Consider the following 16,937-nt stretch of genomic DNA (forward strand, 5'->3'; position numbering starts at 1 on the left):
CACGGCCCGGTTCGCGCACCCACAGGTTGCCGAGCGCGTCGGGGTCGAACCGCGATACTGGCGGGATGACCCCGACCGACGCGCCCGACCGGGGCCTGCGACGCGCGGTGCTCATCGTCGCGATCCTGAACGGGGCCTACTTCGGCGTCGAGTTCGCGGTCGCCGTCGCGATCGGCTCGGTCTCGCTGCTCGCCGACAGCGTCGACTTCCTCGAGGACGCGAGCGTCAACCTGCTCATCTTCTTCGCCGTGGCGTGGGCGGCGCGCACCCGCTCGCTCGTCGGCCGTGGTCTCGCCGTGCTCATCCTCGTGCCGGCCATCGCGACGATCTGGATCGCGGTCGCGAAGATCCTCGACCCCCAGCCGCCCGAGGTCGGCGCGCTCAGCCTGGCCGCCGCCGGCGCGCTCGCGATCAACCTGCTGAGCGCGGTGCTGCTGGTGCGGCACCGTCACCACGCGGGCTCGCTGCCGAAGGCGGCCTGGCTGTCGGCCCGCAACGACGCGCTCGCGAACGTGGCGATCATCGCGGCGGCCCTCGTCACCCTCGTCTGGTCGTCGGGTTGGCCCGACATCGTCGTGGGCATCGGCATCGGTCTGCTGAACGCGGATGCGGCGCGCGCGGTGTGGCTCGCGGCGCGCGCCGAGCGGCCCGATGCCGAGGGTGCGGAGGCCTGACTCACGGGCATCCGCTCAGGTGTGCCAGGGGAGCGGCGCGAAACCGCCGGGGCCGTGGGCATCGAGGAACGCCCGGTGCACGGCCTCGCACGAGCGGCGCAGTGTCGTGAAGGAGCCGACGGATGCCTCGCCGAACCAGGCGCGGTACCCGACCTCGTCACCGCGGCGCACGATCGTGACCCGGCCGTACTCGCGGCCGAGCGAGTCGATCAGCACCCAGTGGCCGGCTGCCGGCTCGGATGCTGCGAGGATGGGATGCCATCGCGAAGGGGCCTCGGGCACGCATGCTCCTCGTCGTCTCGACCGTCTCGGAGCGCGCCGGCCCGCGCGAGTCGATTCTACGTCGGCACCCCCGACGCCGCCCCGGGCGTCAGCTCCAGCCGATCGCGTGCGACCAGCCCGCGATGTAGGCCTGATCGTGCTCACGCAGCCGCACGCCCCGCAGCGCGCGCGGGTCGCCGTCGACCTCGCACAGCTCGAGAATGCGGCGCACGAGTCCCTCGCGCAGCGGCGCATCGAGGTCCTCGAGCACCTCGCGCCGGAGCTCGCTCTCGAGCATTGGCCACCAGAGGCCCACCGGTGGCAGTGCCGCGGCGTCGTGCGAGCGGTGGCTGCCCAGTGTGTCTGTCATCGGTTCGACGCTACGTGGTGCCCACCCCCGGGGATAGGGACTTGACTTCGTGTGACGCCCGCGATCACAGGGGGGTGCGCAGCCCCGCCGACAGCGCGCTGTGGTGTTCGAACACCAGGTGGGTCTCGGTCAGCGCGACCGCGGGGTTCGCCGACAGGTTGTTGAGCACGAACTCCCGCACGTGCTCGCTGTCGCGCACCCGCACGTGGATGAGGAAGTCCTCCGCGCCGCCCAGGAAGAACAGCTGGGCGACCTCGGGCTGGCGCCGCAGTTCGTCGGAGATCTGCCCCATGAGGTGCCGGGCGCCCGCGCGGATGCGCACGCTCACGAGCGCCTGCAGCGTGTAGCCGAGCGCCCTCGGGTCGATCTCGGCGGTGTAGCGCACGATGACGCCGCGGTCGCGGAGCGCCTTCACGCGGGCCAGGCAGGTCGACGGCGAGACGCCGACCGCGCGCGCGAGGTCGACGTTCGAGACGCGCGCGTTGTCGTGCAGGTGGGCGATGATCTCGCGGTCGACGTCGTCGAGCACGACCGCCTGGTCGCTGCGGATCTGCGGTGCGTCCGGCACTCGGGCCTCCGATTTCGCACGGATGCCCGGTGCATCCGTTCTCTACCGAATGATATGCGGATATGGTTCCCATTTGACGAACATCAGGGGATGATGAACCCACATTCCCCCATGAGATTCGGAGTAGGCATGCACGTCGGCGTCCCGGCTGAGGTCAAGAACAACGAGTTCCGCGTCGCGGTCACGCCCGCGGGCGCGCACGCGCTCGGCGAGCGCGGCCACCGCGTCAGCGTGCAGGCCGGCGCCGGCGTGGGCGCCGGCTACAGCGACGACGAGTACCGCACGGCCGGGGCCGAGATCGTCGAGACCGCCGAGGAGGCGTGGGCCGCCGAGCTCGTGCTGAAGGTCAAGGAGCCGGTCGCCTCGGAGTACGGGTTCCTCCGCCCCGACCTCGTGCTGTTCACCTACCTGCACCTCGCCGCCGACCGTCCGCTGACCGAGGCGCTCATCGCCGCCGGTACGACCGCGATCGCGTACGAGACCGTGCAGCTGCCCGACCGCAGCCTGCCGCTGCTGACCCCGATGAGCGAGGTCGCCGGCCGGCTCGCTCCGCAGGAGGGCGCCGCCCACCTGCACGCGTCGAAGGGCGGCCGCGGCGTGCTGCTCGCGGGGGTGCCCGGCACGGCCAAGGCAAAGGTCGTCGTCGTCGGCGGCGGCGTCGCCGGCGAGCAGGCGGCGATGACCGCGCTCGGCCTCGGCGCCGACGTGACGGTGCTCGACGTGTCGCTCCCGCGCCTGCGCGACCTCGACGCCCGCTACCACGGCCAGATCCGCACGCTCGCCTCCTCGCCGTACGAGGTGGCGCGCCAGGTGCGCGACGCCGACCTCGTGATCGGCGCGGTGCTGGTGCCCGGCGCGGCCGCGCCGAAGGTCGTCACCGACGACATGGTGAAGACGATGAAGCCGGGCGCGGTGCTCGTCGACATCGCGATCGACCAGGGCGGATGCTTCGAGGGGTCGCGCCCCACGACCCACGCCGAGCCGACCTACCGGGTGCACGACGCGGTGTTCTACTGCGTCGCGAACATGCCGGGCGCGGTGCCCGCCACCTCGACGCCGGCGCTCACGAACGCGACGCTGCCGTACGCGCTGGCGATCGCCGAGCACGGCGCGGAGGTCGCGATGGCGCACGACGCGGCGCTCGCGAAGGGGCTCAGCACGACCGCGGGTCGCCTCGTCAACGAGTCGGTCGCGCGGTCGCACGGCATCGACCTCGCGACGGCCTGAATGCATCGACCCGAGCGTTGCGACCCGGGAGTGGGCGTCAGGCGAGGGAGAGGAAGAGCTTCTCGACCTCGTCGGGCGTGAGGCGGTGCGGCTCGGCGGCCTCGCCCGAGGCATCCGCGTCGTCGATGAGCACGCAGTCGCGCATGGCCTGCGAGATGATCGCGAAGCCCGCCTTGTCGAGCGCGCTCGAGACCGCCGCGAGCTGGGTGACGACCGTGCGGCAGTCGCCGCCCGACTCCACCGCGTCGATGACCGCGTTGAGCTGCCCGCGGGCGCGCTTCAGCCGGTTCGCGATGCGCCGCTGCGCGTCGGACCCCGGGGTCGTCGCGGAGTACTGCGTGGTCATGCTCGCTCCTGCCGTCGCACTGTTGCCGGACATGGTCACTTCGCCGATCCGAGCTCGACCGGCAGGCCGTCACGGTACCACTCGGTGATGCCGCCGGCGACGTTGATCACGTCGTAGCCCTGCTGCTCGAGGTACTCGGTCACGCGCGATGAGCGTCCGCCCGACGCGCACATGATGTAGACGGTGCCCTCACGGGGGACCTCGCCGATGCGCTGGGCGAGCACGCTCATGGGGATGTTCGTCGCGCCGCGCACGCTGGCGGCCTCGACCTCCTCGACCTCGCGGACGTCGATGATCGTGGCACCGTCGATCGTGGCGAGGGCGGTGGGGGTGATGGATCGCATGTGGGATTCCTTCCGCGTGAGGAGGGCGGCTGTATACCCCTAGGGTATCCGAATACGGCATGGGTATTCAAATCCATGATACGGAGTGCGGCGATGCTCCCGGGAATCCGTCCCGGGCGAACGTATGGTGTCGGTGTGCGCCGCCTCGACATGCATCACGACGACGAGGGACTCGTCGGCGCGTCGGGCGACGGCGCGTCCGCCTTCGCGCCCCCTGCGGCGGTGCCCGACGCGGACGAGGGCCACACGGGCGACAGGGGCGGGGCGGATGCCGCCGGCACGACGGCCGACCCCGAGTGGCGCAACTGGCGCGAGGAGCTCGGGCGGGCCGGCGGGCGCTCGCCGCTGTTGCGCTTCGTCGACACGCCGCGCACCCGCATCGAGCTCTCCACGACGCACCCGGGAGGCCTGCCCCAGTTCATCACCGGCAAGTCGACGCTGCTCTCGAGCCTCATCCGCGACGAGCTCGCGCTGCGCAACGCCCGGCTGGCCGCGGCCGAGATCACCCAGAAGGGCATCGAGCTGCGGAGCGTCCGCGGCATCGAGGGCGTGCACCTCGCGATCGGGCTCGCGAAGTGGCGCTTCGACGGCACCGAGCACCTCGCGCCCGTGCTGCTGCGGCCGCTGGCCATCCGCCGCTACGGCCGCGACTTCGAGCTGAAGCTCAAGGGGCAGCCGTTCCTGAACCCGGCGCTCGCCCGCGCCCTGCGCGACCAGTTCCAGATCTCGCTCGACGCCGAGTCGTTCGTTTCCCTCGCGATCAGCAACGGCGCGTTCAAGCCCCAGCCCGTGATCGACCGGCTGCGCGGGCTCACCTCCCACCTCCCATGGTTCAGCGTGTCGCCCCGACTGGTCGTGTCGACGTTCGCCGAGGTCGGCCCGGCGATGGTGGCGGATGCCGCGGAGCTCGACCACCCCGTGATCGACGCCGTGGCGGGCAACGCCTCGGCACGGGCATCCGTCGAGGCCGCCTACGAGCCCGTCGTCTCGGTCGGCCAGGACCACCGCTCGCCCGCGACCGACACCCTCGTGCACGACGCGGACCCCGAGCAGGAGCACGTGATCGCCCAGATCGAGGCGGGCTCGTCGATCGTCGTCGAGACGCTGCCGGGCACCGGCGGGTCGCAGACCATCGTGAACGCCATCGGCGCGCTCGTGCAGCGACACCGGCGCGTGCTCGTAGTCGGTGCGCGACGCGCCAGCCTCGACGGCATCGCGCACCGGCTCGGCGAGGTCGGGCTCGGCGGCGCGGCCGTCACGACGACCACGCTGCGCCGCGACCTGGTGAAGTCGATCTCGCGCAACGAGAAGGCCGTGAAGCCGCGCGTGGCCGACGTCGACGACGCGCTCGTGCGCCTGCGCAAGGTGCTGCTCGACTACCGTGGCGCGCTCACCCGGCGCGACCCCGGCTTCCGGGTCTCGGTGCTCGAGGCGCTCGGCGAGCTCGCGCGGCTCTCGCTGCTGCCCGACCCGCCGTCGACGACCGCGCGCCTGGATCGCGCCTCGCTCGAGCGCCTCGCCGGCGACCGCGGCCAGGTCGCGGCCGACCTCGTGCGCGCTGCCGAGCTCGGCGAGTTCAGGTACGGCCCGGGCGACTCGCCCTGGTACGGGGCGTCGTTCACGTCGTCGGAGGAGGCCGCGTCGGCCCACGAGCTGGCCAAGCGGCTGCAGTCGAGCGACCTGCCGCGACTGCTCGAGCGCGCGAGTGCGGTGATCTCGACCACGAGCCTCAGGCCGTTCGAGTCGGTCGCCGAGCTCGGGGTGTTCCTCCGGCTCCTGCTCGACATCCGCGAGACGCTCGACCGCTTCCAGCCCTCGGTGTACGACCGCCCGCTCGGCGAGCTCATCGCGGCCACCTCGGCCCGGCGCGACTCGCGCGGCATGTCGGGGGCGAACCGTCGTCGGCTGCGTCGTCACGCGATGGAGTTCGTCCGGCCCGGCGTGCACGTCGGCGACCTGAACGGCGCGCTCCGCCGCATCCAGCAGCAGCGCACGCTCTGGAACCGCTACTCGACCGCCGGCTCGATCCCCGGGGTGCCCGTCGGCGTCGCCGACCTGCACGTGCTCTTCCAGCACGTCTCCTCCGACCTCGCGACCCTCGACACGCCCCTCGGCACGGTCGGCACGGACCGCGAGCTGGCGCAGCGGCCGATCCGCGAGCTCGTCGCGACCATGTCGGGGCTCGCCGCGGAGTCCGAGGTGCTCGCGAACCTGCAGGAGCGCACCGCGCTGCTCGGAACGCTGCGCGAGCTGGAGCTCGACCCGCTGCTGGTCGACCTCTCGCGGCGGCACGTGCCGCAGGAGCGGGTCGCTGCCGAGCTCGAGCTGGCCTGGTGGCAGTCGGTGCTCGAATCGCTGCTCGCCGGCGACGCCGCGCTGCTCGGCGCCAACACGGCGGTGCTCGACCGCCTCGAGGCGGACTTCCGGCTGGTCGACGACGCCCACGCGGGCAGCGCCGGGGCGCAGCTCGCGTGGCAGCTCGCAGAGTCGTGGAAGGTCGGCATCGTCGACTGGCCCGAGGAGGCGGAACAGCTCCGCGCGCTGCTGCGCGCCGACCGGGCGACCGCGAGCCGGCTGCACGAGGCCGCGCCGCACCTGTTCCGGGCGCTCGCGCCCGTCTGGCTCGCCTCGCCGTACGACGTGGGCGCCATCGACGACCGCATCGCGTTCGACACCGTGATCCTCGTCGACGCGGCCGCGACGACCTTCGCCGAGAACCTCGGCGCGATCCGCCGCGCCAAGCAGGTCGTCGCGTTCGGCGACCCCGTCACGCAGACGCCGACGCCGTTCGAGACCGGCATCCCCGACCCCGACGTCGAGGACGGCGGGCAGCCCGCGGCGCAGGGCGACCCCGACGCGCGGCAGGCCGAGTCCGCGCTCGCCCGCCTGGGCGAGCTGCTGCCGACGCTCACCCTCACGCGCAGCTACCGCGCCGGCGGCGAGGACCTCGCGGAGCTCGTCAACCACCGCTACTACGACGGGCGCATCGACTCGCTGCCGTGGGCCGGCAGCTTCCTCGGCCACGGCAGCCTGAACCTGCACTTCCTCGACGGCTCGGGCCTGCCCGACCCGCGCACGGGCACCGTCGAGAGCGTCGACATGGAGGTCGCGAAGGTCGTCGAGCTCGTCATGGAGCACGCCGTCAAGCGGCCGCGCGAGTCGCTCATGGTCATCACCGCGAGCACCCGGCACGCCGCGCGTGTGCACCAGGCGGTGCTCGCCGCGTTCGCCAAGCGCACCGACCTCTCCGACTTCATCCTCACCGACCGCGCCGAGCCGTTCACGGTGCTCACGCTCGAGCAGGCGGTGGCGCAGAGTCGCGACCGCGTCATCTTCTCGGTGGGCTACGCACGCACGCCGCACGGGCGGCTGCTGTCGAACTTCGGCCCGCTCGGCGAGCCGGGCGGCGATCGACTGCTGGCGGTCGGGATGACCCGTGCACGGCGATCGATCGACATCGTCGCGTGCTTCCGGCCCGACGAGATCGACGACGAGCGCCAGGGGCACGGGGTGCTCGCGCTCGCCGAGGTGCTGGAGCAGGCCGAGGAGCGCATCGCCGCACCGCCCGTGGCCGAGTCGACCGACCCGATGCTCATCGACCTCGCCGAGCGGCTGCGGAAGCTCGACATCCGGGTCGAGCTCGGGCACCGGGGCAAGCTCGCACTGGCCGCCTCGCGTGCGGGACGCGCCGTCGTCGTCGAGACCGACCCCGCGCTCGTGGACTCGAGCCTGCGCGAGTCGCTGCGGCTGCGGCCCGCCGTGCTGCGCCAGCTCGGCTGGCACGTGCTGCGCGTCCACAGCTTCGAGCTGTTCGGCAACCCCGACGCGGTCGCGCGGCGCGTCGCGACGCTGCTCGGCGCCGTGCCGAAGGAGCCGGTCGTGCCCGCCGACACCCAGCCGATCGACGTGGGCGACCTGCCGTCGTGAGCCCGGGCGAGTCCGACGAGGGCGGGCCCGAGCGAGCGGATGCCGCCGACGGCGAGGCGTCGCGGAAGCGGCCGCGTCAGCGGGTCGAACGCGCGACCGGTGCCCGGCGCGCGCGTCTCACGCCCGCACCCGGCAGCGACCCGGCGCCGGAGGCGCCCGAGCGCGACGCCGAGCCGACGAGGAAGCCGAAGCCCGGGGCATCCGCCGACGACGACCGCATCACCAGGGAGCGGCCGCCGCACTGGTGACCGGGCCGCGCCGCGAGCGGCCTACGACCCGGCGTGCTTCCCGCCGGTCTGGGCCGAACCCGCCTGCTCGGCGAGCAGGTCGCGGATCTGCCCGAGCAGTTCGACCTCGGTCGGGGTCGGCGGGTCGCCCGCGGCCGGCGGCTGCCCGGAGCGGATGCGCTCCTCCGCGCGCTGCTTCACGTGGTTCATCGGCATCACGAACACGAAGTAGACGACCGCGGCGACGACGAGGAAGTTGATGATCGCGCCGAGGATGAGGCCGAACGAGAGCACCGAACCGCCGAAGAGCTCCACCTGCATGGCCTCGTTCAGCGAGTCCGCCTCGAAGAACATGCTGATCACGGGGTTGATGAGCCCGGTGACGACGGCGTTGACGACCGCGGTGAACGCAGCGCCGATGACGACGGCGACCGCCAGGTCGATGACGTTCCCCCGCGTGATGAAATCGCGGAAACCCTTGAGCATGCACCCTCCCCGTACGAGAACGGGCCGCGCGCTCGCGCGGTCCGTCAGGACACGCTAGCCGACGAGGATGTCGAACTCGTTGCGGCGGGCTTCGACGCCGCCGAGGAGGTGTCGGACTTCGCTGCGGACGAGCCCGAGCCGGAGGACGAGTCCGACTTCGCGGCATCCGCCTTCGACCCGCCGACCGACGACGAGCCGCCCGACCGCGAGTCGGTGCGGTAGAAGCCCGAGCCGTTGAACGTGACGCCGATCGAGCCGAACACCTTCCGCAGGCGGCCGCCGCACGCGGGGCACTCGGTGAGCGAGGCGTCCGAGAAGGACTGCTGGATGTCGAAGGCGTTGTCGCACTCGGTGCAACGGTAGGCGTAGGTGGGCACGGGCGTTCTCTCGTTCGGGGGAGTCTCGCCGTCAGAAGGAGACGATGCGCGTGGGCGTCACGACGCCGTCGACCGGCTGGTCGTGCCGCTCGCGCGGCACGTCGTCGACGAACTCGGTGTCGTAGACGACGGCGTAGACCGGAGGACATTGTCCCATCGATCCGAGGGTCTTGTCGAAATAGCCCCGGCCCCAGCCGAGCCGGGTGCCCGTCGGGTCGACCGCGGCGGCCGGCACGATGATGAGGTCGACGTCGTTGATCGCGATCGGGCCGAGCAGCTCGCCCATCGCCTCGGGGATGCCGTGGAGCCCGGTGACCTCGGAGCGGTCCTCGCCGACGGTCCAGTCGAGCAGGCCGTCCTCACGGCTGATCGGGAAGAGCACGCGGATGCCGGCGTCCTCCGCCCACCGCACGAAGGGGCGCGTGTCGGGCTCGTCGGGCATCGACAGGTAGCACGCGATCGACCCGGCGCCGTGGCGCTCGACCAGCTCGGTCAGGCGCGCGGTGAACCCGTCGGACGCGGCGGTGCGCTCGGTGGCGGTGAGGGTGCGGCGCCGCTCGCGCAACTCGGCACGGAGGGTGCGCTTCCGATGCTCGGGGTCGGCCGACATGGCCCCATCCTACGGGCGCGCCGGAACCGGCATCCGCCGCTTGTGCAGGCCGCGGAACGGATACGCTGGTCGGCATGTCCCAGCGCATCACGAAGGCCGTCATCCCTGCCGCTGGCCTCGGCACCCGGTTCCTGCCCGCGACGAAGGCGATGCCGAAGGAGATGCTGCCCGTCGTCGACAAGCCCGCCATCCAGTACGTGGTCGAGGAGGCGGTCGAGGCCGGACTCGACGACGTGCTCATGATCATCGGCCGCAACAAGAACGCCCTCGCCAACCACTTCGACCGCGTCACCGAGCTCGAGCACACCCTGCAGACCAAGGGCGACGAGTCCAAGCTGTCGCGCGTGATGGAGTCGAGCGCACTCGCCGACGTGCACTTCGTGCGCCAGGGCGACCCGAAGGGCCTCGGCCACGCGGTGCTGCGTGCGCAGAAGCACGTGGGCCGCGAGCCGTTCGCCGTGCTGCTCGGCGACGACCTCATCGACGAGCGCGACCCGCTGCTCAGCCGCATGCTCGAGGAGCACGACAAGCGCGACGCGACGATCATCGCGCTGCTCGAGGTCGACCCCGACTCGATCCACATGTACGGCGCGGCCGAGGTCGAGGAGACCGACGATCCCGACGTGGTGAAGGTGACCGGGCTGGTCGAGAAGCCCGCCCGCGAGGTCGCCCCGTCGAACCTCGCCATCATCGGGCGCTACGTGCTGAAGCCCGAGATCTTCGACGTGCTCGAGCACACCGAGCCGGGCAAGGGCGGCGAGATCCAGCTCACCGACGCGCTGCTCGAGCTCGCCGACGACGCCGAGACGACCGGCGGCGTGTACGGGGTCGTGTTCCGCGGCCGCCGCTACGACACGGGCGACAAGCTCGACTACATCAAGGCCGTCATCCAGCTCGCGGCGGACCGCGACGACCTCGGCCCCGACCTCCGCCCGTGGCTGCGCGAGTACGCCGCGGGCCTCGCCGAGGGGTAGCGCCGGATGGCCGGTCCCGCGCTTCCCACGCTGCGTGACGGCGCGGTGACCCTGCGCCCCATCCGCGTGCGCGATGCGCGGGCCCTCGAGCGTGAGCTGCTCGACAACCGCGCCTGGCTGCGGCGCTGGGAGGCGACGCACCCGGCCGGGTCGAGCACCCTCGACACCCGGGCGAGCATCCGCAACCTCCTGGCCCACGCCCGCGCGGGGTCCGCGATCCCGTTCCTCATCGAGGAGTCGGGCGAGCTCGTCGGGCAGCTGAACGTCTCGTCGATCACGTACGGCTCCGTGTCGTCGGCGACCATCGGCTACTGGGTGGTGCAGCGCGCGGCCGGGCGGGGCATCACGCCCACGGCGGTCGCGCTCGCGACCGACCACTGCTTCTTCGAGCTCGGCCTGCACCGCATGGAGATCTGCATCCGGCCGGAGAACGCCGCCTCGCTGCGCGTCGTCGAGAAGCTCGGCTTCCGCTACGAGGGGCTGCGCCGGCGCTACATCCACATCGACGGCGACTGGCGCGACCACTTCTGCTTCGCGCTCGTGGTCGAGGAGGTGCGCGGCGGCGTGCTGCGCCGGTGGCGCGAGGGGCGGGTGCCGGCGGAGGCCGCCCGCATCAGCCCCGACGACCGGGCCGCGGCCGCGTACCCGCTGCAGCCCGGCCGCTGACGCCGGGGCCCTGGGGAGCGGCGTCGGGCGAGCGCGGATACCCGATCGTCGGGTGTCGATCGGGCTGACACGCCGGGGGGCTGTGGACGGCCGGTTCCGCGCGGCCGTACCGTTGGCGCATGGACGTGCTCGGCGGGGGGATCCTTCTGGCCGTCGCCGCCGTGCTCTGGATCGCGTACCTGCTCCCGAGCTGGGTGCGGCGAGGCCAGTACCTCGCGACCGAGCGCAACACCGTCCGCCTGCAGCAGACCCTCCGCATCCTCGCCGAGACGTCGGAGACGCCGGAGCCGGTGACGGTCGAGGCGAACGCCCGCGCGATCGCCGAGCAGGAGCGACTGCTGCGGCGGCAGGAACGTGCCGCCGAGCACGAGGCCGACGCGCGACGCGCGCTCGCCGAGGCCGAGGAGAAGGCCGCGCGGCTGCGCGCCGCCGAGGCGAGGCGCGTCGCCGCGGCCACGGTGCGCGAGGCGAGCGGGGCCGCGAGGCGCCGGCTGCGTCGCCGGCGCGCCATGTGCTCGCTGGGGCTGCTGCTCTCGCTCGTCACGGTCGTGGTGGGCCTCGTCGGGCTCGCGTTCGGCATGAGCGAATTCGTCGCGCTCGCGGGCGGCGCGGGCATGGTCGCGTCGCTCGGCGGGATCGTGGCGCTCGCGCGTCGCGGGGTCGCCCCTGCGGCGACGGTGCAGCCCGCGGCATCCGATGCGCCCGCGCACCCGCAGGCGGCGTTCGAGCCGATCGAGTTCGCGCAGGAGGCGGTGGAGGGCGGATGGACCCCTCAGCCGCTGCCGAAGCCGCTCGTGCTCTCGCGCGGCACCATCGCCGCGACCGCGATGGCGTCGATCGAGGCGGCCGAGCAGCTCCGTCGCGCCGCGAGCGAGGCCGAGCTCGAGCAGCGGGCGGCCGCGATGCGCCCCGATGTGACCTCGATCGCCGCGCGCGTGACGGGCGGCTACGGCTCGCGCATCGCGGGCCGCGAGGCCGCGGCACCGGCGCGGAGCGACGGCCACGCGGCACCCGTGCGTCCGCCGCAGCCGCACGGCGGGGCATCCGCCGTGGAGGAGGCCGCGGCCCCGCCGAGCCGCTACGCGTCGATGGGCGTGGTGGGCGATACCGAGCCCGGGCTCACCGACCTCGACGCCGTGCTGCGCCGCCGTCGCGTGGCGGGCTGATCCGCCCTCCGAGCGCTCGCGCCGGAACGTCGGCGCTCGATTCGGAGTGCGCCCGCGCGGGTGATATGGTGAATGTCGCTCGGGCCCATGGCGCAGTTGGTAGCGCGTCTCGTTCGCAATGAGAAGGTCGGGGGTTCGAATCCCCCTGGGTCCACCGAAGCAGTGCGAAACCCCCGGCAGGTGCCGGGGGTTTCGTCGTTTCCGGGCTCCTGCGCGGGCTCGGATGCGGCGTCACAGGCCGACGAATGCGAGGAACTCCGCGCAGTTCGTCCACGGCACGACCTGGCCGGGTGCGGGCTCGAACGGAGCGGTCGGCACGAGCACGTTGCCGGTGCGCTCGCCGAACCACCCGGCGCTGAAGCCGGGCGCGTGTCGCGGGTCGTCGTGCGCGGCGGTGCCGACCGGCTGGCCGCCGGCGATCTCGACGCACTTGCCGACCGAGACGATCGTCGGCGGCGTGCCCGGAGCACCCGGCACGGAGACGACGTCGAGCAGGAGGAGATGGCCGTGGTCGGCCTTCTCGGGCGGATCGGCGTACGCCGGCGCCGCCGTGAACCCCGTGAGTGCGAGCGCGGCGACTGCGCCGAGCCCGATCAGATTCCTGGTGTGCATGGGAGACCCCCTCGTCCCGGGAGCGGATGACCGCTCCGCTGTGAGTGATACTACAATCAAATGAGCCACACTTCAAGAAGATGAGGGACGACTAGGATCGGGCTGTCGATGCCCGCCGAAGGGAGCCCGCCGTACATGTCACTCCGGGAGCGCAAGCAGCAGGCAGCCCGCGAGCACGTCGCGGACGCGGCGTCGCCGCTCTTCCTCCGCGACGGGTACGTCGCGACCACCACGCGCGCGGTCGCGAAGGCCGCCGGGGTCGCCGAGGGCACGGTCTTCAACCTGTTCGGGTCCAAGGCCGAACTGCTGCTCGCGTCGCTCCAGCGGTCGGTGCCCGACCTGGTCGACTCCGCCGTGTGGACCGAGCAGGCGCGCGCGATGCCGGACGCCGCAGCGGTGATCGAGCACTTCTCCGTGACCGGCAAGCAGGTCTCCGACGCCGCCCTCCCGCTCGTGCGGGTGTTCCTGGAGGCGGCCAACGTCGACGAGTCGGTCGCCGAGGCGTGGCGGCGGCAGGAGCGCTTCCGGCTCGACGGCCAGAAATGGGTGCTCGAGGTGCTCGCCGAGCGTGGGTGGCTCCGCTCCGACCGCGGATTCGACGAGCTGGCGCTCGACCTCTGGCTGCTGGCCGCGCCGGAGCTGCATCTCAAGTGGCTCGACGCGGGCATGGGTGAGGACGAGTTCCAGCGCTGGCGGCGCGGGCTGCTCGCGACCCTGCTCCTCGACCCGGCGTGACTCCTGCGCGACGCCGCCCCGCGCCGCTAGGGTCGGAGCTGTGAAGCACGGGTTCGTGATCGCAATCCTCGCGGTGGCGCAGTTCGTGATGGTGCTCGACAGCACCGTCATGAACGTGTCGATCTCGCAGGTCGCCGCCGACCTCGGCACGTCGATCACGGGCATGCAGGCCGCGATCACGTTCTACACGCTGACCATGGCGGCGTTCATGCTCACCGGCGGCAAGCTCGGCGACAAGTGGGGGCGCTCGCGCGCGTTCCGCATCGGCGCGGTGGTCTACGGCGCCGGGTCGCTCGTGACCGCGCTGAGCCCCAACCTCACGGTGCTCCTGCTCGGCTGGTCGGTCGTCGAGGGCCTCGGCGCGGTGCTCGTGATCCCGGCGATCGCCTCGCTCGCCGCGATCAACTACGAGGGTCGCGCGCGTGTGGTGGCGTTCTCGATCCTCGGCGCAGTCACCGGCCTCGCGGCGGCGGCCGGCCCCCTGATCGGCGGGCTCGTGACGACCTACGCGTCGTGGCGGTACGTGTTCGTCGGCGAGACGATCGTGATGATCGGAATCCTGCTCGTCTCCGGGCGCATCCGGGACGTCGCCGCCGACCGGGGCCTGCGCATCGACCTGCCCAGCGTGCTGCTCTCCGCGGGCGGCATGGCCATGCTCGTCCTCGGCGTGCTGCAGTCGAAGACCTGGGGCTGGTTCGTCCCGATCGCGCCGCCAGAGGTCGGCGGCGTCGAGATCGCACCGCTCGGCATCTCCCCGGTCACCTACCTCATCCTCGCGGGCATCGCGGTGCTCTGGTGGTTCCTGCTCCGCCAGCGCACGCTGGCCGACAGCGGGCGGATGCCCCTGCTGCAGGTCCGCCTCTTCCGCATCCCCGCGCTGCGCAGCGGGCTCTCCGGGTTCCTCGTGCAGTACTTCGCGGTCGCCGCCATGTTCTTCGTCATCCCGGTCTACCTGCAGACGATGCAGGGGTACGACGCACTCGGCACCGGTCTGCGCATCCTGCCGCTCTCGCTGGGGCTCGTCGTGTTCTCCGCGGTCGGCTCGTGGCTCACGGCCCGCCGCTCCGCCCGCCGCATCGCGCAACTCGGGCAGGTCACGATGGCCGTGGGCCTGCTGTTCGTCCTCGTGGCGATCCAGCCGGAGCTCGTCGGGTGGCCGTTCGCGATCGGGATGTTCATCTCGGGTGCCGGGTTCGGCCTGCTCGCCTCGCAGCTCGGCAACGTCAACATGTCCGCAGTCGAGCAGCGCGACACGTCGGAGGTCGGCGGGCTGCAGGGCACGTTCCAGAACCTGGGCTCCTCGTTCGGCACGGCGATCGTCGGGTCGGTCTTCATCACGCTGCTCGGCACCGGCCTCGTCTCGGCGGTCGACGGGAACGCGGACCTCCCGCGCGAGGCACGCGACCAGGTGATCGAGCGGGTCGAGTCGGGGGTGCCGATCGTCTCGGAGGAGCAGGCCGTGCAGCTCGTGCTCGACGGCGGTGGCTCGCAGGAGATGGCGGTCTCGATCGCGTCGGACTACGCCGACTCGCAGCTCGAGGCGCTCCGGCAGGCGATCTTCATCGTCTTCGCGCTGCTGGTGCTGTCGCTGTTCCTCTCGCGCAACCTGCCGGCCGAGGTGTCGGCGCGGCGAGAACCCGAGGCCGAACCCGAGGTCGCCGGCGACGACTGACGGCCGGGGCTGCCCAGCGCCGGTCCTTTGCGCCGGTCGCACCGCGGCCGCGGCCGCGAGGCGGTGAGGCGTGCTAGGTCGGCTTCGACACCACTGGCGGGCCCACGCTCACGTGGAAGTCTGCGAGGTACATGCCGCCCCAGCGGTCGGGCTCGTTCATGTGCACATGAACGCGGAGTTTCCTGCGGCCGTCGGTCGGGTCGGTGAAGATGTCGTGGTCATCCGATACCACGCCGTATCGCTCGTAGGTCGCGGCGGTGGGGCGTGATGCGTCAAGGCCGCCGACACCGGTGCTGCCGTTGGTGAGTCCCGGGAATGTGCGTCCGACGGAGACCTGCGCTGACGCGGAGAGTCGACCGAAGCCGCCTTGGCGGCCGAATCGCGGCCGACCCGGCTTCTCTGCGGGTGTCGCGTCGCTGGGCAAGTCGAGCAGCCAGGTCGTGACGCGGTCCTGCTTCAGGTAGTCGGCGCCGTTGATGCGGTGGAACGACGAGTTGGTGAAGACGGCGACCCGCCAGGTGAGCACCTTCGTCGGCCAGCTGGGATGTTCCGGCCCGCCCGGGAGCGGCTCGCCGTTGGCGTCGAGGGGAAATGCGATCGAGTCGAGCGGATGGATCTCGGGGTGGAACCCGTGATTGACATCGTTGACGAACGGTCCCTGCAGGCGCACGTGTGCGTTCGTCCTCGTCAGTTGCGACTCATGGGTGAGGTCTTGCCCCGTCCCCTGGTTTCCACCCGCCTGTTCGCTGTACTCCCACGCAGGGTGCTGCAGCAGTAGCCCTCGGCGGATGTCCGCCGAATGGAAGAACTCATCGAAGGTCTCGTTCGTCCAGCCGTCCAAGACCATGAGTTCGAAGTACAGCCGATCGAACTTCCGGTCGGTGGCCTTGTCGTACGTATGCAACTGCGTGTGACGTGCCAGTACGTGTCGCGTGAAGGGATCTGGTGCGATGTACAGATGCCAGTCGAGCTCATCGTCGATCCGCCCGTGGAAGAGCGTCGTGATCCGCGCGACGCCGGAAACCTCGATCTGAGCGGTTTCGCGTGCGCTGCCGCGGAGACCGTTCGGGATCGGCAGCGGGACGTACTCGGCGAACACGCTGCGCATTGCGCGGCGAAGTGCGACAGCATCGTCCAGGTCCTCGCCCGTTGGGAAGACGCCGATCGCCTTCTCGTTCCGGTCCTCCGGAACGTCGTCGGAAGGCACGCTGCCGAGCCAAAGGTTCGAGTACCAGCGAAGGTTGATGCCCTTCGGGCGTGTGCTGTTGACGAGGTGGTCCCCGTGCTGCGTGTTGAGCAATCCGACCGACTCGCCGAAGCGAACCGTCTTGTGCTGTCTCCCGCCGGTCAACTCCCACTGGTGGTCCGGCTCGTCCGACCAGTCGAGACCGATCCCGGTCTGCCGCCGCTGGTACCGGAGGAAACCACCCCCGTCGATCGCGATGGCCACCGGTGTGGCGTAGGTGACTGCGGCGCCCGGAACCCGGGTTCGTATCGTGGCGTTCGGTGCCGCACCCGTGCTCCACACGAGGTTGATGCCGTGACTTTGTTCGCCGAAGCGAATGCTCTTGTCGGCGCGGGAGTTGTGGATGCGGACGCGCGCGCCGTCACGGAGCTCGCCGCTGCCCCCGCGGAGCACCCACTGCACCGGGGTCGACATGTCGGTCCCGCTCCGGCCCGCGCCTCAGCGAGCCG

General features: G+C 72.0%; 19 protein-coding genes and 1 tRNA gene. 10 read left to right on the forward strand and 10 right to left on the reverse strand.

Annotation, left to right across the window (positions count from 1 at the left end):
* Window positions 1-65 precede the first annotated feature (65 nt).
* Window positions 66-674: a cation efflux transmembrane domain-containing protein gene (locus QMG39_RS12120; protein WP_281885326.1), complete on the forward strand. Its 609-nt coding sequence runs from the start codon at window positions 66-68 to the stop codon at window positions 672-674.
* 15 nt (window positions 675-689) lie between these two features.
* On the opposite strand, the gene QMG39_RS12125 is transcribed toward QMG39_RS12120, so the two are convergent.
* The 3 genes from QMG39_RS12125 to QMG39_RS12135 form a co-directional block, all read right to left on the reverse strand.
* Window positions 690-956 (reverse strand): hypothetical protein, encoded by a 267-nt coding sequence (locus QMG39_RS12125; protein WP_281885328.1) that lies wholly within the window; start codon window positions 954-956, stop codon window positions 690-692.
* 88 nt (window positions 957-1,044) lie between these two features.
* Complete coding sequence (locus tag QMG39_RS12130) at window positions 1,045-1,305, reverse strand: hypothetical protein (RefSeq protein WP_281885330.1); 261 nt, start codon at window positions 1,303-1,305, stop codon at window positions 1,045-1,047.
* A 64-nt stretch (window positions 1,306-1,369) separates the two neighbouring features.
* Window positions 1,370-1,873, reverse strand: coding sequence for an Lrp/AsnC family transcriptional regulator (locus tag QMG39_RS12135; protein ID WP_281885332.1), 504 nt, complete (start codon window positions 1,871-1,873; stop codon window positions 1,370-1,372).
* Between the two features lie 129 nt (window positions 1,874-2,002).
* On the opposite strand from QMG39_RS12135, the gene ald reads away from it, so the two are divergent.
* Complete coding sequence (ald, locus tag QMG39_RS12140; protein ID WP_281885334.1) at window positions 2,003-3,100, forward strand: alanine dehydrogenase; 1,098 nt, start codon at window positions 2,003-2,005, stop codon at window positions 3,098-3,100.
* 37 nt (window positions 3,101-3,137) lie between these two features.
* Here the strand turns inward: ald and QMG39_RS12145 are convergent, their stop codons facing one another.
* Window positions 3,138-3,446 (reverse strand): metal-sensitive transcriptional regulator, encoded by a 309-nt coding sequence (locus QMG39_RS12145; RefSeq protein WP_281885336.1) that lies wholly within the window; start codon window positions 3,444-3,446, stop codon window positions 3,138-3,140.
* A gap of 35 nt (window positions 3,447-3,481) precedes the next feature.
* On the reverse strand, window positions 3,482-3,790 hold the full coding sequence (locus tag QMG39_RS12150) for a rhodanese-like domain-containing protein (protein WP_281885338.1): 309 nt from the start codon (window positions 3,788-3,790) through the stop codon (window positions 3,482-3,484).
* Window positions 3,791-3,925: 135 nt separating this feature from the next.
* Here QMG39_RS12150 and QMG39_RS12155 point away from each other — a divergent pair, with 135 nt between their 5' ends.
* On the forward strand, window positions 3,926-7,717 hold the full coding sequence (locus QMG39_RS12155) for an AAA family ATPase (protein WP_281885340.1): 3,792 nt from the start codon (window positions 3,926-3,928) through the stop codon (window positions 7,715-7,717).
* Window positions 7,714-7,965 (forward strand): hypothetical protein, encoded by a 252-nt coding sequence (locus tag QMG39_RS12160; RefSeq protein WP_281885342.1) that lies wholly within the window; start codon window positions 7,714-7,716, stop codon window positions 7,963-7,965. The genes QMG39_RS12155 and QMG39_RS12160 overlap by 4 nt, the downstream gene beginning before the upstream one ends.
* Window positions 7,966-7,986: 21 nt before the next feature.
* Here QMG39_RS12160 and mscL read toward each other — a convergent pair whose 3' ends face one another.
* From mscL to QMG39_RS12175, 3 genes are read right to left on the reverse strand one after another with little or no spacing between them, the layout of a single operon-like run.
* Window positions 7,987-8,430, reverse strand: coding sequence for a large conductance mechanosensitive channel protein MscL (gene mscL / locus QMG39_RS12165; RefSeq protein ID WP_281885344.1), 444 nt, complete (start codon window positions 8,428-8,430; stop codon window positions 7,987-7,989).
* Between the two features lie 44 nt (window positions 8,431-8,474).
* Window positions 8,475-8,807, reverse strand: a complete 333-nt coding sequence (locus QMG39_RS12170; RefSeq protein ID WP_281885346.1) for an FmdB family zinc ribbon protein — start codon at window positions 8,805-8,807, stop codon at window positions 8,475-8,477.
* Between the two features lie 31 nt (window positions 8,808-8,838).
* Window positions 8,839-9,417, reverse strand: a complete 579-nt coding sequence (locus tag QMG39_RS12175; protein ID WP_281885348.1) for a 5-formyltetrahydrofolate cyclo-ligase — start codon at window positions 9,415-9,417, stop codon at window positions 8,839-8,841.
* 74 nt (window positions 9,418-9,491) lie between these two features.
* Between QMG39_RS12175 and galU the strand changes: the two genes are divergently transcribed.
* The 4 genes from galU to QMG39_RS12195 all read left to right on the forward strand — a co-directional run bounded on the left by galU (window position 9,492) and on the right by QMG39_RS12195 (window position 12,377).
* Window positions 9,492-10,391, forward strand: a complete 900-nt coding sequence (gene galU / locus QMG39_RS12180) for a UTP--glucose-1-phosphate uridylyltransferase GalU (RefSeq protein ID WP_281885350.1) — start codon at window positions 9,492-9,494, stop codon at window positions 10,389-10,391.
* A 6-nt stretch (window positions 10,392-10,397) separates the two neighbouring features.
* Window positions 10,398-11,057, forward strand: a complete 660-nt coding sequence (locus tag QMG39_RS12185; RefSeq protein ID WP_281885352.1) for a GNAT family N-acetyltransferase — start codon at window positions 10,398-10,400, stop codon at window positions 11,055-11,057.
* Window positions 11,058-11,176: 119 nt separating this feature from the next.
* On the forward strand, window positions 11,177-12,223 hold the full coding sequence (locus QMG39_RS12190; RefSeq protein ID WP_281885354.1) for a hypothetical protein: 1,047 nt from the start codon (window positions 11,177-11,179) through the stop codon (window positions 12,221-12,223).
* 81 nt (window positions 12,224-12,304) lie between these two features.
* Window positions 12,305-12,377 (forward strand) — tRNA-Ala (locus QMG39_RS12195).
* Between the two features lie 77 nt (window positions 12,378-12,454).
* On the opposite strand, the gene QMG39_RS12200 is transcribed toward QMG39_RS12195, so the two are convergent.
* The gene (locus QMG39_RS12200; protein ID WP_281885356.1) at window positions 12,455-12,835 is read right to left on the reverse strand and encodes a hypothetical protein; all 381 of its coding nucleotides are present in this window, start codon (window positions 12,833-12,835) and stop codon (window positions 12,455-12,457) included.
* Between the two features lie 108 nt (window positions 12,836-12,943).
* Here QMG39_RS12200 and QMG39_RS12205 point away from each other — a divergent pair, with 108 nt between their 5' ends.
* Together QMG39_RS12205 and QMG39_RS12210 are read left to right on the forward strand one after the other, a co-directional pair.
* Complete coding sequence (locus QMG39_RS12205) at window positions 12,944-13,570, forward strand: TetR/AcrR family transcriptional regulator (RefSeq protein ID WP_281885358.1); 627 nt, start codon at window positions 12,944-12,946, stop codon at window positions 13,568-13,570.
* A 40-nt stretch (window positions 13,571-13,610) separates the two neighbouring features.
* The gene (locus QMG39_RS12210; protein WP_281885360.1) at window positions 13,611-15,242 is read left to right on the forward strand and encodes an MFS transporter; all 1,632 of its coding nucleotides are present in this window, start codon (window positions 13,611-13,613) and stop codon (window positions 15,240-15,242) included.
* A 73-nt stretch (window positions 15,243-15,315) separates the two neighbouring features.
* On the opposite strand, the gene QMG39_RS12215 is transcribed toward QMG39_RS12210, so the two are convergent.
* The gene (locus QMG39_RS12215; protein ID WP_281885361.1) at window positions 15,316-16,902 is read right to left on the reverse strand and encodes a hypothetical protein; all 1,587 of its coding nucleotides are present in this window, start codon (window positions 16,900-16,902) and stop codon (window positions 15,316-15,318) included.
* Window positions 16,903-16,937: the final 35 nt, after the last annotated feature.

Source organism: Agromyces rhizosphaerae (genome assembly GCF_027925245.1).
GTDB classification, from domain to species: domain Bacteria; phylum Actinomycetota; class Actinomycetes; order Actinomycetales; family Microbacteriaceae; genus Agromyces; species Agromyces rhizosphaerae.

Excerpts from the sequence above, each read along its gene's own strand:
- QMG39_RS12200 (WP_281885356.1), bottom strand. The coding sequence starts at position 12,835 with ATGCACACCAGGAATCTGATCGGGCTCGGCGCAGTCGCCGCGCTCGCA.
- QMG39_RS12145 (WP_281885336.1), bottom strand. The coding sequence starts at position 3,446 with ATGACCACGCAGTACTCCGCGACGACCCCGGGGTCCGACGCGCAGCGG.
- QMG39_RS12120 (WP_281885326.1), top strand. The coding sequence starts at position 66 with ATGACCCCGACCGACGCGCCCGACCGGGGCCTGCGACGCGCGGTGCTC.
- QMG39_RS12150 (WP_281885338.1), bottom strand. The coding sequence starts at position 3,790 with ATGCGATCCATCACCCCCACCGCCCTCGCCACGATCGACGGTGCCACG.
- QMG39_RS12190 (WP_281885354.1), top strand. The coding sequence starts at position 11,177 with ATGGACGTGCTCGGCGGGGGGATCCTTCTGGCCGTCGCCGCCGTGCTC.
- QMG39_RS12130 (WP_281885330.1), bottom strand. The coding sequence starts at position 1,305 with ATGACAGACACACTGGGCAGCCACCGCTCGCACGACGCCGCGGCACTG.
- QMG39_RS12215 (WP_281885361.1), bottom strand. The coding sequence starts at position 16,902 with ATGTCGACCCCGGTGCAGTGGGTGCTCCGCGGGGGCAGCGGCGAGCTC.
- QMG39_RS12175 (WP_281885348.1), bottom strand. The coding sequence starts at position 9,417 with ATGTCGGCCGACCCCGAGCATCGGAAGCGCACCCTCCGTGCCGAGTTG.
- ald (WP_281885334.1), top strand. The coding sequence starts at position 2,003 with ATGCACGTCGGCGTCCCGGCTGAGGTCAAGAACAACGAGTTCCGCGTC.
- mscL (WP_281885344.1), bottom strand. The coding sequence starts at position 8,430 with ATGCTCAAGGGTTTCCGCGATTTCATCACGCGGGGGAACGTCATCGAC.
- QMG39_RS12205 (WP_281885358.1), top strand. The coding sequence starts at position 12,944 with ATGCCCGCCGAAGGGAGCCCGCCGTACATGTCACTCCGGGAGCGCAAG.
- QMG39_RS12185 (WP_281885352.1), top strand. The coding sequence starts at position 10,398 with ATGGCCGGTCCCGCGCTTCCCACGCTGCGTGACGGCGCGGTGACCCTG.
- galU (WP_281885350.1), top strand. The coding sequence starts at position 9,492 with ATGTCCCAGCGCATCACGAAGGCCGTCATCCCTGCCGCTGGCCTCGGC.